The organism is Sphingomonas sp., assembly GCF_035714405.1.
GTDB lineage: Bacteria > Pseudomonadota > Alphaproteobacteria > Sphingomonadales > Sphingomonadaceae > Sphingomonas.
Genome location: NZ_DASTMA010000020.1, coordinates 13,203 through 28,555 on the forward strand (window position 1 = coordinate 13,203; position 15,353 = coordinate 28,555).

At 70.3% G+C, this 15,353-nt stretch carries 9 protein-coding genes; 4 read left to right on the forward strand and 5 right to left on the reverse strand.

The genetic code is table 11. The features are described from left to right. Positions 1 to 13: 13 nt before the first annotated feature. Entirely contained in the window at positions 14 to 484 is a 471-nt protein-coding gene (locus tag VFQ64_RS12345) for an outer membrane protein assembly factor BamE (RefSeq protein WP_325103634.1), read from the forward strand. A gap of 109 nt (positions 485 to 593) precedes the next feature. Here the strand turns inward: VFQ64_RS12345 and pbpC are convergent, their stop codons facing one another. From pbpC to VFQ64_RS12370, 5 genes are all read right to left on the reverse strand, one after another. Then, the gene (gene pbpC, locus VFQ64_RS12350) at positions 594 to 2,690 is read right to left on the reverse strand and encodes a penicillin-binding protein 1C (RefSeq protein ID WP_414712902.1); all 2,097 of its coding nucleotides are present in this window, start codon (positions 2,688 to 2,690) and stop codon (positions 594 to 596) included. A 127-nt stretch (positions 2,691 to 2,817) separates the two neighbouring features. Then, a complete protein-coding gene (locus tag VFQ64_RS12355) occupies positions 2,818 to 3,114 on the reverse strand; it encodes a GIY-YIG nuclease family protein (RefSeq protein ID WP_325103636.1) in 297 nt (98 codons plus the stop codon). Between the two features lie 290 nt (positions 3,115 to 3,404). Continuing rightward, positions 3,405 to 9,179 (reverse strand): alpha-2-macroglobulin family protein, encoded by a 5,775-nt coding sequence (locus VFQ64_RS12360; RefSeq protein ID WP_325103637.1) that lies wholly within the window; start codon positions 9,177 to 9,179, stop codon positions 3,405 to 3,407. A gap of 68 nt (positions 9,180 to 9,247) precedes the next feature. Then, a complete protein-coding gene (locus VFQ64_RS12365; RefSeq protein ID WP_325103638.1) occupies positions 9,248 to 9,928 on the reverse strand; it encodes a hypothetical protein in 681 nt (226 codons plus the stop codon). Positions 9,929 to 10,275: 347 nt separating this feature from the next. Then, entirely contained in the window at positions 10,276 to 11,631 is a 1,356-nt protein-coding gene (locus VFQ64_RS12370) for a glycosyl transferase family protein (protein WP_325103639.1), read from the reverse strand. A 120-nt stretch (positions 11,632 to 11,751) separates the two neighbouring features. On the opposite strand from VFQ64_RS12370, the gene VFQ64_RS12375 reads away from it, so the two are divergent. The 3 genes from VFQ64_RS12375 to VFQ64_RS12385 all read left to right on the forward strand — a co-directional run bounded on the left by VFQ64_RS12375 (position 11,752) and on the right by VFQ64_RS12385 (position 15,151). Next, positions 11,752 to 12,666: a sulfite exporter TauE/SafE family protein gene (locus VFQ64_RS12375; RefSeq protein ID WP_325103640.1), complete on the forward strand. Its 915-nt coding sequence runs from the start codon at positions 11,752 to 11,754 to the stop codon at positions 12,664 to 12,666. Continuing rightward, positions 12,663 to 13,433 carry a TIGR02186 family protein gene (locus VFQ64_RS12380; protein WP_325103641.1) on the forward strand — a complete coding sequence of 257 codons (771 nt, stop codon included), beginning with the start codon at positions 12,663 to 12,665 and terminating at the stop codon, positions 13,431 to 13,433. The genes VFQ64_RS12375 and VFQ64_RS12380 overlap by 4 nt, the downstream gene beginning before the upstream one ends. Before the next feature lie 68 nt (positions 13,434 to 13,501). Beyond that, entirely contained in the window at positions 13,502 to 15,151 is a 1,650-nt protein-coding gene (locus VFQ64_RS12385; protein WP_325103642.1) for an ATP-binding protein, read from the forward strand. Positions 15,152 to 15,353: the final 202 nt, after the last annotated feature.

Below are 15,353 nucleotides of genomic sequence, written 5' to 3' on the forward strand. Positions count from 1 at the left end.
TGGAGTTGCCCACATGTCTCCCACTCTTCGCCTCCTGGCCGCAGCGGCGGCGCTTGGCCTCGCCGCCGGCTGTACGCCGGTTCGCCAGCACCAGGGCTATGTCGTCGATGCCGACCTGGTGAACGCGATCCAGCCGGGCGTCGATAATCGCGCTTCGGTCGCGCAGACGCTCGGCCGGCCCAGCTTCGTGGGCCAGTTCGGCAACAGCGACTGGTTCTACGTCGCGCGCGACACGTCGGGGCTCGCCTTCCGCACGCCGCGCCCTTCCGCGCAGCTGACGCTGCAGATCAGCTTCGACGCGGCGGGCAATGTCACGGCCATCCGTCGCGGCGGCCTCGATCAGGTCGCCTCGGTCGATCCCTATGGCAAGACGACGCCGACGCTCGGCAAGAAGCGCGGCTTCTTCGAGGACCTGTTCGGCAATATCGGAACGGTCGGCGCGCCGGGCGGCGGTGGCGCGGGGAGCGGGCCGGGGGGGCCGTAAGCCGCCAGCGCGCACGCGCCTAGCATAGCTAGAAGCGAGACGCGCCAGGCCGGCCGGGCTCGGCTTCAGCCGAGCTTCGACGTCACGCGATTCACTCGCGTGACGTCCCTCACCGCACCGTGAACATCACCCGATCCACCACCCGCCCGCCGACATCCACCAACGCCAGTCGATGCGCGCCGGGCATCGGTACGATCTGCGGCGCCTCACCCGCTGCTCCGATATCGCGCCGATCCAGCACGATCCGGTGCGCACCGGCCGCGCCGGTGACCGCCACCGCCAGCCGCTGACGCGAGCGCGGAATGTCCGGATCGAGCGCATAGACGCTGCCCGCGACCGGGTTGGTGAACCGGGGCCGTCGCGCCTCGTTCGGCGCAGAGGCGATCAACGCCTGCCCCGTGCCGCGCAGGAACCATTCGCGGCGCGGCTGCTCGATCCCGTCGGTGAAGGAGATTTGCCGCCCCTCGACACCAGACGGCGGCGCCGGTGGCAAGGGCACTGAGCCCGCCTCCAGGGCGATGACGATGTCGCGCCACACCGGCGCGGCCCCGCTCGTCCCGGACACCGCGCGCATCGGGTCGCCCTCCGCGTTGCCGACCCACACCCCGACCGTGAAGCGCCGGGTGTAGCCGATGCACCAATTGTCGCGCATCGCCTTCGATGTCCCCGTCTTCACCGCCGCCCAGAACGGCAGGCGCAGCGCCGAATCCAGCCCGAAGGTGGCGGCGCGGGCGTTGGGGTCCGCGATCATGTCGCCGACCAACCACGCCGTGGCCGGGGAGGTGATCGCCCGCGCCGCCGGGCGCGGGTCGCGTACGGTCAGCCGGAGCGGCGACCAGCGCCCGCCATTCGCCAGCGCGCGATAGGCGGCGACCTGTTCCGCCAGCGTCACCTCCGCCGATCCCAGCGCCAGGCTGAAGCCGTAATAGGCCCCGTCCTCGACCATGCCGCGATAGCCGAGGTCCCACAGCCGGTCGCGGAACGGCTCGACGCCGACCAGCAGCAGTGTCCTCACGGCCGGCACGTTGAGCGATCCCGCCAGCGCGGTCCGTGCCGACACCAACCCCTTGAAGCCACGGTCGTAATTCTGCGGCACGTACAGCCCCGATGCGGTGTCGAGCTGCACCGGCGAATCGTCGAGGATCGAGGCCGGCGTCAGGTAACCGCGCTCGATCGCCTGACCGAACAGGAACGGCTTGAGCGTTGATCCCGCCTGGCGATAGCTGGCGGCGTTGTCGACCGCCGGCGCGGTCGACGCGCCGCCGATGCCGCCGACATAGGCGAGCACGTCGCCGCTTGCATTATCGACCACCACCACCGCGCCGTCGCGCGCGCGGGTCGCGCCGAGCCCCTGCAGCTGCCGCCGCAGCGCCGCCGCCGCCAGCCGCTGCACACCCGCGTCGAGCGTGGTGCGGATGCGCAACGCGGGCTTGGTCAGCAGCCGGTCGGCGAGATGCGGCGCCAGCCCGGGATCGAGCTGCAACGACCGCGCCGGGCCGAACATCGCGGCAGCTTGGGCAGGGAAGCGGCTGCAGTCGCGTTCGCCCGACAGACGGCAGGCGCGCCTTGCCAATTTACGGGCATCCGCCTGCGGCTCCGGCAACAGCGCCGCCAACAGCAGCGCATCGTCTCGGGCAAGGCTCGCGGGCGTCTTGCCGAACAGCCCCAGCGCCGCCGCCCCGATTCCCTGCGCCTCGCCGCGATAGCCCGCAAGGTTGAGATACGCCTCCAGGATCTCGTCCTTGCTCCACGCCGCCTCCAGCGCCCGCGCCGCGCGCATCTGCCGCAATTTGTCGCGCCACCCCCGCGCGCCGGGCCGCGCCAGCGCGGGCGCAAGATAGGCCGCCACCTGCATCGAGATCGTGCTTGCGCCGCGGCCCCCTCCACCTCCGGGCCGCCCCGCCCACCGTTCGCGCAGGGCCGATGCGGTGGCGAGCCAATCGACGCCGCCATGCGCCCGGAACCGCTTGTCTTCCGCCGCGATCACCGCCGCAGGTACGACCGCCGCGATCTCGCCAAGCGGGGTCCAAGCCAGTCGCCGCTGGCTGAAATCGACCCGCGCCGAGTCGAGCAGCACGCCGTGACGATCGTACAGCCACGCCTCGGACGGTGCCCAGGCCGCGCGGGCCTGCGTGTAAGAGGGCAGGGCCGGGGGGGTGGTAAGGAGGATGAGCACGGCGGCGAGCAGAAGAACGCTAACGCCAATCAACCACCCTCCCCGGCGAAAGCCGGGGCCCAAACTCCGATTATCCGGCAAAGCGCGGCGCTTGATCACCGGCGCGGCCGACTGGACCCCGGCGTGCGCCGGGGAGGGACTTGCGTGAACGCCATGCTCAATCATGCACGATCCGCTCGTACAAATCCGTCCACTCCGGATTCAGCCACTCGATCAGCTCCAGCTTCCACTCACGCCGCCACTCCTTGAGTTGCCGCTCGCGACCGCGCGCGGAAGCAAGCTCAGGATGCTGCTCGTACCAGACCAGCAGAATGCACCGGTATCGCTTGGTGAACCCCGCCACGACGAGGTTACGGTGCTCCCAAGCCCGGCGCGGCAGGTCGGGCGTCGAGCCGGTGTACAACGTCCCATTCCGCCGGCTCGCCATGATGTGGACGTAAGCAGGCTGTTCCATATTCACCCTCCCCGGCGAAAGCCGGGGCCCAGATGCCGATGATCCGACCAAGCTTGGCGCTTAGTCACCGGCGTGGCCGACTGGACCCGGCGTCCGCCGGGGAGGGCTCGAGGGGCCGATTGAAATCCACTACCATCCCCTTCGTCTCATGCACCCTCCCCGGCGAAAGCCGGGGCCCAGTTTCTGAGTATCCGACCAAGCTCCGTGCTCAGTCACCGGCGCGGCCGACTGGGCCCCGGCTTTCGCCGGGAGGGTGCCTGCGACTGAACGCAGCCGATTAAGATCGACCCTCACCGATCCCCGATCTCCACCACCCCATGGGGCAGCTGCGCGCGGATCGCCGGCGAATACATCGCCTCCACCCGGCTCGGTGGCAGGCTGTAGCGGCCCGGATTGTTCATCCGCAGCGTATAACTGACGACGAACCGTCCCGGCGGCACCCAGGAGAAGAAGCCGCGCCAGCTGTCGCGTGCGCGCTCGACATAGGCGGGCTGCGCGCCGGATTGGACGATGTAGGGCTTGCCGTCGATCGTCACCTTCGCGCTTTCGCCCGGCTGGTCCTCGCCCTGACGCAGCAGCCGCGACTGGCCGCCGAGGTCGCCGACGACGGTGGCGCCCGCCGGGACGGGGTCGTTCACCACCACCCAGTTGCGCTCGGCGGTGGCGTCGACGGTCAGCGTCACGCGCATGACGTCACCGCGCGTCCAGCGGCCCGGGTGGCGTTGTTGCACCGGCGTCACCTGCCGGCTCATCCGATAACCCGCGAACAGCGGCTTGGTGAGCGGCACCGCCGCCTTCAGCGCCACCGTCGCCCACGGGCCGTCGCCGCCCGCCTGGCGCAACACCAGCGGTGTCTGCGTCGAAGGCAGCGGGAAGGAGACCGCGCGCTGGGCCTCCGCCAGCGGCCAGCCACGCGCCACAGTCCGGCCGCCCAGCGCCAGGCGGGTCGTCCCGGTCACCGCCGTCGCCGGATAAAGCCGTGCGAACCTGCCGACCGCCAGCGCCCCCCAGGCATTGGCGGTGGTCAGGTCCCAGCGCCCCTTCTGCTGCCGCATCGCCAGCCCCAGCATCATCCGCCCGGCATCGTCCTGCCATCCCGGTCGCCCCAGCGTCGCCAGTACCACCTTCGCCGCCGCCTCGTCCTGCGACGACATCATCCACCAATAGCTGTTCTGCGCGTCCGACAGGTCGAGCCGCACGCCCTCGAACACCAGCCGGCTGCGCAGCTGGTCCTGCGCGTCCGCCTTCAGCGCCTGCGCATTAGCGAGCGTCAGACGATCCAGCGCCATCAGGTAATCCGCCAGGAACGCGGTCGGCATCTCGCGCGTGGTGAGCCCGATCTGCCCGAGCATCCCCGGCGTGGCAGCACCTGCGCGGGCGAGCGCGTTGAACGCGACCAGCCGGCGGACGCGGACGTCGCCATAGGTCTCATGGCGGACGCGGCCGTCGATCACCGCCTTCAACCCCTCCACCATCCGGGTCCGGGTGGCTTCCGGGATCGGCAGCCCGGCCTCGGCCGTCATCGTCAGCACATAGGCGGTCAGCGCCTCCGACGGGGTGACCGTCGCGCTCGGCCAGTGCCGCAGCAGCCCGTCCGGCGCCTGATAGGTCGGCAGCGCGCCCGCGATGCCGTTCCACGCCGCCGCGTCGCCGAGTGCCACCGCGCGCGACAGCTGCTGCTCCAGGCAGTTCCACGGATAAGCGGCCATGAACGCGCGCACGCCGGTCAGCGGCGGCGCCAGCGTGTCCGACAGCTGGATATCGACCGAGCCGCGCCCAGGGATGAACCCGGCCGGCGGCGCGATCGGCACCGTCGTGTCCCCGACCCGCGTCAACGTCGCTGCCCAGGTCTCCACCGGCACCGCGGGCACCACGTCCTGCGTCACCGTCAGCCGGTCGGCCTTACCGTCGGTCGAGCGCGCGGAGACCTGCCACTTCAGCTGCGCCAGGTTGGCGGGCGCGGTCAGGTTCCACGCCACCGGCACCGCGCCGCCGGCGGGAACGGTGACGGTCAGCGGCCGGCCTAAGGCGATGCGCGGCTGCAGATCGACGGTGGCGGTCACCGTCATCGGCTGCGACGAGCCGTTGCGGAGCGTGAACCCGGCCGCGAACCGGTCGCCTTCGCGCACCAGCGGCGGCACGCCGGCGAACAGCTGCAGGTCCTGCGCGGTGCGGATGCTCGCCTCGCCCGTCCCGAACCGGTCGGCGCCATCGGTCGCGATCGCCACCAGCTTGAACGACGACAAGGCGTCCGACAGCGGCACCGGCACGCGCGCGCGGCCCTGTTCGTCGAGCGCGACGCGGCCGCGCCACAGCAGCACCGGCTGGAAGTTCTCGCGGTTGAGCGCCGCCTGGTCGCCGCCGCCGCCGCCGCCCGCCTCCACCGCCTTGCGCCCATAATGGCGCTTGCCGACCACCTGCATCTGCGCGGTGGAGGTGAGCACCGACAGCGGTCGCTCGCCCATCATCGCGGTCAGCACGTCCCAGCTCGGGTTAGGTGCCAATTGGAGCAGCGCCTGGTCGACCGCCGCGAACGCGACATCGGCGGTGCGCGCGGGCTTGCCGTCGGGGCCGCGCACCTGCAGCGCCACGTTCGCGGTCTCGCGCGGGCCATAGCGTTCCGCGTCCGCCCTGACCGCGACCTGCAGCGTGTGCGCCTCCCAGCCGACCTTCACCTTGGCCACGCCCAAGCGAAAGGCGGGTTTGGCGAGATCGACCAGCGCGGTCGGCGCCGGCGCGGGCTCCGCCTTGCGCACCAGCCCCAGCGTCTCGCCGATCGCGCGTACCCAGTCGAACCACCCACGCTCGATCCGCCCGCGCACCGCCAGCACGGAGACGAACACGTCGGGCGCGTACGAGCCGGGCATCTTGACCTCGACCACCGGATCGCTGCCCGACAGCTCGGTCACGAAGCTCGACAGCACACCCTCGCGCTCGACCGTGACCAGCGCGGTCGCGGACCGGAACGGCATGCGTACCTGGAACCGCGCGGTCTCGCCCGCCTTGTAGGCGGTCTGCTCGGGGACGACGTCCATTCGGTCGCCATTGTCGCCGCCGAACCACCAGTCGTCGTCGCCCGCCAGCCACACCGACCGCACCGCGCGCGACACATTGCCGTCGCCGTCGGTGACGGTCGCGACGGCATAGACCTCGCCCGACACGCCAGGATCGACCTGGCACTGGGCGAGGCCCTGCGCGTCACTCGTCGCCGCGCAGCTCGCATCGAGCTTGTCGGTCTTCATCTGATTGTCATACGCATAGAAGCCGCCGATCAGCCGGCGCCGGGCGGTCAGGATCTGGCGGCTGTAAAGCGCCACCTCGACCCGCTGCCCCTTGACCGGCTTGCCTTGCGTATCGAGCACGACGAGGCGCAGCCGCAGGTCGTCCTGCTTCATCAGCCAGCCGTCGGTTTTGACGCCCACTTGCACCGCGGCCGGGAAGATCGGGATCGTCCGGCTCGCGGTCAGCGTCTCGCCGTTCGCGTCCTGGTAATCCATCTCGACCTGCATGTCGGCGAGCCGGTCGAGCGCGGGCACTTCCACCACCTGCTGCCCCGTGCCGTCGCCGCGCAAGCTCATCGGCAGCGTTTGCGTCGGCGGCAGCGGCGTGGCGGCGTCCGCGCCGTCGCCGTCCATCTTCCTGACGCCCTCGACCACCGGCTGACCACCGAAGCTATAGCCTTCATAGCCTTCCGGCGCCGCGTCGTGCGCGAACCAGCCGACGCGCACGTCGACCGGCAGGTTGCCGGCGCCGCCACCCGATAGATAGCCGACGAACAGGTCGAGCGGCAGTTGGCGCGGGCGCACCGCCGCCGCCTTCGGTCCGGTCACCGTCGCGCGCATCGTCGGCAGCTTGTATTCGTCGACCCGGAACGACTGCCCGGACCCCAGCGAGCGGCCGTCCGGGAGCTCGAGCCGCAGGTCGTAATCGCCCATCGGCGCACCCGCCGGCACCGACCACCGCGATTCGCCCACCCCGCTGGTGATACGCAGCGGCAGCTCGAACGCGGTGTCGGAGCCGCGGTGCGTCAGCTTCAGCGTGCCCGCGACGCCGCCCGGCACCCGAAACCCGCTGCCGACCTGCTGCCGCAGCAGGTGCTTCATGTTGATCGCTTCGCCCTGCCGCACCAGCGCACGGTCGAATACGGTATGCAGCGTCTCGCCCGGCGCCTCATAGCCATAGGGGAGGTCGAAATCATAGGGCTGGATGCCGTTGCCCCAGCTGGTCAGCGCGAACGAGAAGTCGTCGCCGACGCGCGCGGAGATCATCAGCGGGTGCTCGGTGCCTTCGCACGAGCCATAGGTTGCGGGCTGCGGGATGCCGTCGCGCACGAACACGCCGCCCGACCGATCGGTGGTTCCATGCGCCAGCGATACGCCGGTGCAGCTGTCGCTGATCCGCACCTGCGCGTTTGCGACCGGCTTGCCCGTATCGAGCGCCGTCACCCAGGCGAGGCTGCGCTCGCGACCCCATTTGAAATGCACCGCCATGTTAGTGACCAGCGCGGCGGTGGCCACATGGCGCGGCGCGTCGCGGCCGAGCAGCGCGCGACCCAGCCGCGGGCTTGCCAATTCGACGACATAGAAGCCGGGCCGTTGCAGCGGAATGCCGACGACCTCGAAATCGCGACCCTTGCCCGGCAAGGGTACCTGCATGCCCGCGCCCTCGCCGGCGGGCAGGATCGAGGTATCGCCGGTATGGTTGATCTGGCGCACGACCTCGCCTGCCTTGTTCGTCACGTCTTCGTAGTTGGTCTCCTCCGACTTCGTGACCGCGCGCAGCCATTCCGCGACCTTGCCGTCCGACCCGTCGACCCGCAGCGTCCGGCCGGGCACCGCCAGGTTGCGTCCCCGTAGCGCCGGCTCGACGTTGCGCACCGTCACGGGCAGCACCCCGCCCTGCGTCGCCTCCAGGATACCGAAGCCGGCGGCGAACTTGACCAGCGGCGGGGCCGCGTCGAGCTTGATCGCCAGCGGAAACCGCGCGGCGTTGGTCAGCGGGCGTCCACTTTCGTCGGTGACGCCGGCCGGCAGCTTGACCGTCGCCGCGGTCCCGAAGGGCAGGGGCGGGGCGAAGCTCACGTCGCTGATCGTCGCGGACTTCTGCTCGTCCTTGGAAAAGACGGGCTTCAGCTCGGTGCCGTCGGCCGTTTCGATCCGGATCGCCTGCGCGCGCGCCATCGCGATCGGCGAAGAAAAACGGACCCACGCCCTCTCCACCGGCGAACACCCCGCAGCGGCGTTGACGCGGCTGCACTCGAAGCGCGCGGTGAACGGCTTGCGCACCGTATAGTCGAAGCGCTGGTCGGCGCCTGCGGTCTTGCCGCCCGCGCCTGCGATCGCCGCGCCCCACACCAGCGACACGTCGCGCCCGGGCGGCAGCGGCCGGCGGCATTTCAGCGCGACGACGTTGCCCAGCATCCGTTGGCGCTCGGCTGCGGCTTCGGGAACGTCGGACGGGAGCCCCGCATTCTCCAGAAAGCTGCTGACCTGCCAGCCGCCGGTCGCCATCGCCGCGAGCAGCGTGCCGGGCAGATCGGGCGCGAGCAGGTCGACCGGAATCTTCTCGCCGATCCCGTCTACCGCGCAATAGGCGTGCGCCGCGACCGAGGCACGGGACGGCGCCATGTTGGCGGCGACGAGGAAGGTCTGGTCCTCCTCGATCGGGTCGCCATCTTGCCCGGGCAGCACCGCGCGCGCGACCGGGCCGCCCGCATCGACGGTGAAGCTGCTGGTGCCCGTCAGGTCGAGCCCGGCGACGCTGCGCACCGTGCCGTTGGCGGCGAACTTGCACTGGGTGCCGCCCGCGGGCGAGGTCGCGAAATCGTAGACCCAGGTCTGCTGATCCACCCACCGACCCTGGCCGGCGCAGGCGCTGGTTAGCGGCGCCTGCGCGCGCGGATCGCCCAGCGGCACCATCGCCTGGCTGAAGCGGACGGTGAACCGTTCGATCGCGCCGTTGCCGACGCCCGGCTGCGCGAACACCACGCGCGGGCTGTTGTCGCCCGACGCCGCTACCGGCGCGATTGCCAAGGCCAGCACCGCCCACCGCCACGCCGCCCGCATCGCCGCCTCCCCTTGATCGAGCGCAAGCTACGCCTGGGTGAGGCGGCAATCCAGCGGGATTGCGACGGTCAGAAGCTGCTCCCCAACGTCACCGCCGGCCCGGAGCCTGGTTGCGCGCGGCCCAGGACGCGGGCTCGGTAATCGACCGACAGCCGCACGGCGCCGCCCTTGACGGGAACGGTCATGCCCAGGGTCGGTCCGAGATCGAGCCGCTCCACGCCGCGTTGCGCAGCACCCCACGCGCCTGCGCCCGCATCGACCTGGGCATTGCCGACGGTGAGCAGCGGATGCGTGACCCGCGCAGCGCCGTCCGCGAACCCGCCTGGCCCGGCCACGACGCCCGCCTGCGCATAGACTTCGCCGCTCAGCCGTAGGGGCAGACGTCCGGCCCAGCCGCTGATCAGCTGCGCCGCCGGCCGCGCCGGACCGCCCTCCAACGGCATCCGCGCCTCGACCAGCAGGTGGATCGGCAAGCGGGTCGGCTGCCAATCCACGCCGAGCGCGGCTTCGCTGCCCTTGCCGCGCAACGGCGTCGACGCGCGTGCCGAAAGTGCGATCCGCCGTTCGTCGCCGAGCGCATAGGTCAGGCGCGCACCCGCCTGCGAAGCGCCGAGCTGCCCAAAGGCGAGACTGTCCCCGCCGCTACGCCGCGCGATCAGCCATGAATCGGCGTGGAAGCGGGAACGAGACGGCTGTGAAGGCGGCGATACCCACTGCGACAGGCGCGGCGGAGGAACTTCGGTTTCCAACACTGCCGTTTGCGGCTGGCCTATCCCGGCGGAATCATTCGATGGCTTCTCCGTGAGGTACGTTAGGCCGGCATATGCCTGCGTTGAGAGCGCAGCCGCCCTTCGACTTGGCGAATGTCGAGTGAGCGACTCCTCGCCGGATGCGTTCGAGTGCAGGACGGGGCGCTCGGATGGCACCAGCGCAGCGGCCGCATCCGTTGGCCGGACTATAGCGAGCGCTGTGGGCGCAAGCACGACCGCCCCCGGCGCTCCGTCGACGGACGGCGCCACCGGCCACAGCATGACCGTCCGCGTCAGCGTCCAGGCACCCAGCGTCAGCGCCAGGAAGCGCAGCGGCCGCCCGCGCTTCACCGCTGCGTCGCGGTCATATCGGGGAAGATGTGCGCGGTCTTGTCCCAGGTCGGCGGGCCGCCGCGCAGCATTCGGGTATAGAGCAGCAACGCGCGCGGCGCGGCGAGCAGCGCGACGGCGTTGCCGACCACGAAGCGCGGCAGCGACCACAGCGCCTCGCGCCAGCCATAAGCCCGGCCGGTGAACAGCATCCGCATCCCCAGCCGCCAGAACAGCACGGCGCCGTTGACCGCCAGCAGCCCGGCCATGGTGGAAGACAGCGCCGGTGCCGGCACCGCAAAGGTCCAATGCGCCACCGCGCCCGATCCCCAGGCCAACATCGCGAGATAGGCGACGGCGAGCACCAGCATCGCCAGCGGCGCGCGACGATCGCGCAGCCGCATCCAGTGGTCGCTGAGATGGGCCGGACGCGCCCAGCCGGTGCGGTCCCAGCCCGCCAGCGCGATCCCGGTCATCCAGCGCGCCTTTTGCCAAACCGCCGCCTTCAGCTCGCCCGGGAACAGCGCCCGCACCGCCACCACTGCCCCGCCCTCATGCTCCCGAACGCGCGCGAAGCAACCACGCCCGCCTTGTCCGGCCAGCTTCAGCCCAAGCTCATAGTCCTCGACCAGACTGTCGGCATCGAACGGCACCCCGCCTCGCTGCTGCGCCACCTCGCCCAGCACATGAGTGCGGATGGCGCACCCGGTGCCCGCCAGCGGCATGCCGGCACCGAGCGCGGTCCGCACGACCATGGATTTCGCATGGCTTTCCGCGAACTCGTCCGCGTAATGACCGGACAACAAACGCGAGCCGCGCGCCACGATCGGCAGCACCGGCAGCTGCACGACGTCATGGTCGCCGAGCAAGGCCCCGAACACCGTCAGCTCGTCCCGGTGGACGACATCCTCCGCGTCGTGAATGACGATGGCGTCTGCCGTCCAGCCGTCCTGCTCCAGCCCATGCCAAAGGCTGTTGAGATTGTCCGCCTTGGTCGTCGGGCCTGCGCGGGCGCTAAGGACGATGCGGATCCGGTCGTCGTCGACCGCAGCGACAGCGACCTGAGTTTCCCAGTCGTTCGGATAGACCCCGACATAGATCCGGCAATCGGCCGCGGCGAACCGGTCCAAGGCGGTACGCAGCATCGGGCCGATCACCGCCGCCTCGTCCCAGGCCGGCACGAAGACGGCAAAGCGCATCGGTGCGACAGGCGGCAGGGTGGCGATCGTCAGCCGACGGCGAGGTCGCAACAGCCGGTCGCTCCAATAGAGCAGGTCCATCGCCAGATCGTCGATGCCGCCGATCAGCAGCCCCACCGCAGCGAACAGCATCAATTCGCGCGCGAGCGCGTCCCAGAGTTCCAGCGCCCCCACGTCTGCTCCCACCCTTAGCGACGTTTGCGCCATGGTGGGCGAGCAGGCCCCGGCGTGCAACCCCGCAAGGCACTCTATCCGCCTAGCCCGCCTGCCCGCGCCGGAGTAACGCTATCGACCGTGGACCTCTACCTCCCCATCGCCAACCTGTCGGTCAACGCGCTGGTCATCGTGCTGCTGGGCGGCGGGGTCGGGCTGTTGTCGGGGATGTTCGGCGTCGGCGGCGGATTCCTGACGACGCCGTTGCTGATCGTCTACGGTATCCCACCGACCGTCGCGGCGGCCTCGGCGGCAAGCCAGGTGACGGGATCGAGCGTGTCGGGGGTGTTCAGCCACTTCCGGCGCGGCGGGGTGGACGTGAAGATGGGGCTGGTGCTGGTCGCCGGCGGCGTCGTCGGCTCGCTGGTCGGCGCGTGGTTCTTCCGGCTGCTGCAGGCCACCGGTCAGCTCGATACGGTGATCGCGGTCATCTATGTCCTGCTGCTCGTTTCGATCGGGGGGTCGATGGCGCGCGAGTCGGTGCGCGCGCTCCTGCTGGCGCGCCGCGGCGAGACGCCGCGAGCCGCGAAGCGCCGCCACCATCCGCTCGTCGCCAACCTGCCGTGGCGCACCCGCTTCTATGCGTCTGGCCTATACATCTCGCCGCTGGCGCCGCTGCTGCTCGGCTTCGCGACCGGCATCCTCACTGTGATGCTGGGGATCGGCGGCGGCTTCATCCTGGTGCCGGCGATGATCTATCTGCTCGGCATGGCGACAAGCGCGGTGGTGGGCACCAGCCTGTTCCAGATCCTGTTCGTGACCGCGTCGGCGACGATGATCCACGCCACCACCACCAAGGCGGTCGATATCGTGCTGGCCGGCCTGCTGCTGGTCGGATCGGTGGTCGGGGCTCAGGTCGGGATCAAGCTGGCGGGGCGGATGAAGCCCGAATGGCTGCGGCTGCTGCTCGCCGCGATGGTGCTGATCGTGGCCACACGCATCCTGCTCGGCCTCGTCTGGCGGCCCGCGGAGATCTTCTCGGTGGAACTGGGGTGAGGCGCGCGCTCGCCCTGCTGCCGCTGCTGCTCCTGAGTGCTCAAGCCCGGGGGCAGGCAAAGCCGGTGCTGATCCCCGACGTATCGCAGCGCTCGGTCAAGATCCTGTACAGCTTCACCGGCGCCGAGCTGCTGTTGTTCGGCGCCATCGTCTACCCCGGCGGCAAGCCTCCCGGACGCAAGCACCCCGTCGACATCGTCGTGGTGGTTAAGGGGCCGACCGAGTCGGTGCTGGTGCGCGAGAAGGAACGCGTCGCGGGGATCTGGGTCAATGCGGAGAGCATGCGCTACCGCTCGGCACCGTCCTTCTACGCGATCGCGTCGTCGCGGCCGATCGAACAGCTCGTCGATTCGCGCACCCGCGCGATCTATGAACTAGGGCTCGACTCCCTGCAGCTGTCGCCCGCATCCTCGGCGGCGGCGGATCGACAGGGTCGCTTCCAGCGCGGGCTGGTCGAGCTGAAGACGCGCGGCGGCCTTTATTATGCCGATCCGCAGGCGGTCGAGATCACCGCCGACGTCCTTTATCGCGCCCGCATCACCATCCCGGCGCGGGTGCCGGTGGGGCGGTTTACCGCTGAGACCTTTTTGATCCGGGACGGGCGCGTGCTGGCGGCGGCGGTGCGGCCGATCGATATCCAGAAGGCGGGGTTCGAGCGGTTCGTGGCACGCGCGGCCGACCGGTCGTCAGTGCTGTATGGCCTGACCGCCGTTGCGCTGTCGGTGGCGCTGGGCTGGGCGGCGGGGTGGGCGGCCCGGCGCTGGTAAGCCACACCGCTTCTTAACGCGCGGGGGGTAGTGAAGAGCTTCGTCTTCCCTGCTCAGGCTTTGAATTCATGACCGAAATGCCGCGCGCCAACGCCTTCGACCCAGCGCCCGCCCCGCCACTGGCGTCACGGCCGATCGGCCTGGTCGTGTCGATCGCCGGCTCGGCAAGCTGCATGGTGATCGACCGCGCCGCGCTGGCGGCGATCGGCGACGATCCCGATCCGGTGGTCGCCTCCGCCGGTCAGGTCGGCGGGCAGATCAAGATGCGCGTCGGCGCGGCCTGGATCGTCGCCAATGTCCGCGCGCTGCGCCTCGATGCCGCGGCCGGCACCACCATCATCGCCGACATCGACTTCCTGGGCGAAGGCGACGAGGAGCGGCTGACCGGCAAGCTCTACAATTTCCGCCGCGGTGTCACCCGCTATCCGACACCCGGCGCGGAGGTGTTCCCACTCAGCACCGCCGACCTGAAGCAGGTCTATGCCGCCGACGACCGCGCCTATATCAGCATCGGCACCGTTTATCCGACCCGCGATATCCGCGCGGCGCTGTATGTCGACGCGATGCTCGGCAAGCATTTCGCGCTGGTCGGCTCGACCGGCACCGGCAAGTCGACCTCGGCGGCGCTGATCCTGCACCGCATCTGCGAGCTGGCGCCGCAGGGCCATATCGTCATGATCGACCCGCACGGCGAATATTCCGCCGCGTTCAAGACCAACGGCGCGCTGTACGACGTCAACAACCTGCAGCTGCCCTACTGGCTGATGAACTTCGAGGAACATTGCGAGGTGTTCCTCACCACCCAAGGGTCCGAGCGGCAGATCGATGCCGACATTCTGGCGAAATGCCTGTTGATGGCGCGCGCCAAGAGCCGGCTGGGGCAGGAGATCACCAAGCTGACGGTCGACGCCCCGATCCCCTATCTCTTGTCCGACCTGACCAACCTGATCAGCCTGGAAATGGGCAAGATGGACCGCGCCGGGGACACCGCGCCCTATCTGCGGCTCAAGACCAAGATCGACGAGATCAAGGCCGATCCGCGCTATGGCTTCATGTTCTCGGGCATGCTGGTCGCGGACACGATGGCGAACTTCCTCGCCCGCATCTTCCGCCTGCCCGGCGACGGCAAGCCGATCTCGATCATCGACGTGTCCGGCGTCCCTTCCGACATCACCGCCGTCGTGGTGGCGGTGCTGGCGCGGATGACGTTCGACTTCGCGATCTGGAGCCGCAACGAGCCACAGCGCCCGATCCTGCTCGTCTGCGAGGAGGCGCACCGCTACATTCCGGCCGGCAACGAAAGCAACAGCTCGGTCGGGCGCATCCTGGGCCGGATCGCCAAGGAGGGCCGTAAATACGGCGTCTCGCTGGGGCTGATCACGCAGCGCCCGTCCGACCTCGCCGAAGGCGTGCTGTCGCAGTGCGGCACGATCATCGCGATGCGCCTCAACAACGATCGCGACCAGGCCTTCGTCCGCGCGGCGATGCCGGAGGGTGCGCGCGGCTTTCTCGACTCGATCCCGGCCTTGCGTAACCGCGAATGCATCATCTGCGGCGAGGGCGTCACCATCCCGATCCGCGTCTGCTTCGACGGTCTCGACGAGGCCAAGCGCCCCGCCTCCGGCGACCCGCTGTTCTCGCAACTGTGGCGCGACACCGGCGGCGAGGACCAGATCATCTCGCGCACCATCCGCAAATGGCGCGCGCAGGGGAAGTAGCAGGCGCGTGGCGGCGTAGCCGCACGGCGTCGTGCGCGGCACGCGCAGCGACTCCCCCGGCCGGCGGGCAGGCTCGGCCTGACCCGTTCGACGACGGCTTTGCCGGCGTCCTGACTTACATCAGAACCGCCGCGGCAAAGCCGCGTCGTCGGTCGGCGCGGAGCGCCGCCGGCCGGGGTCGGCGATCTTCTGTCGCTTAGGT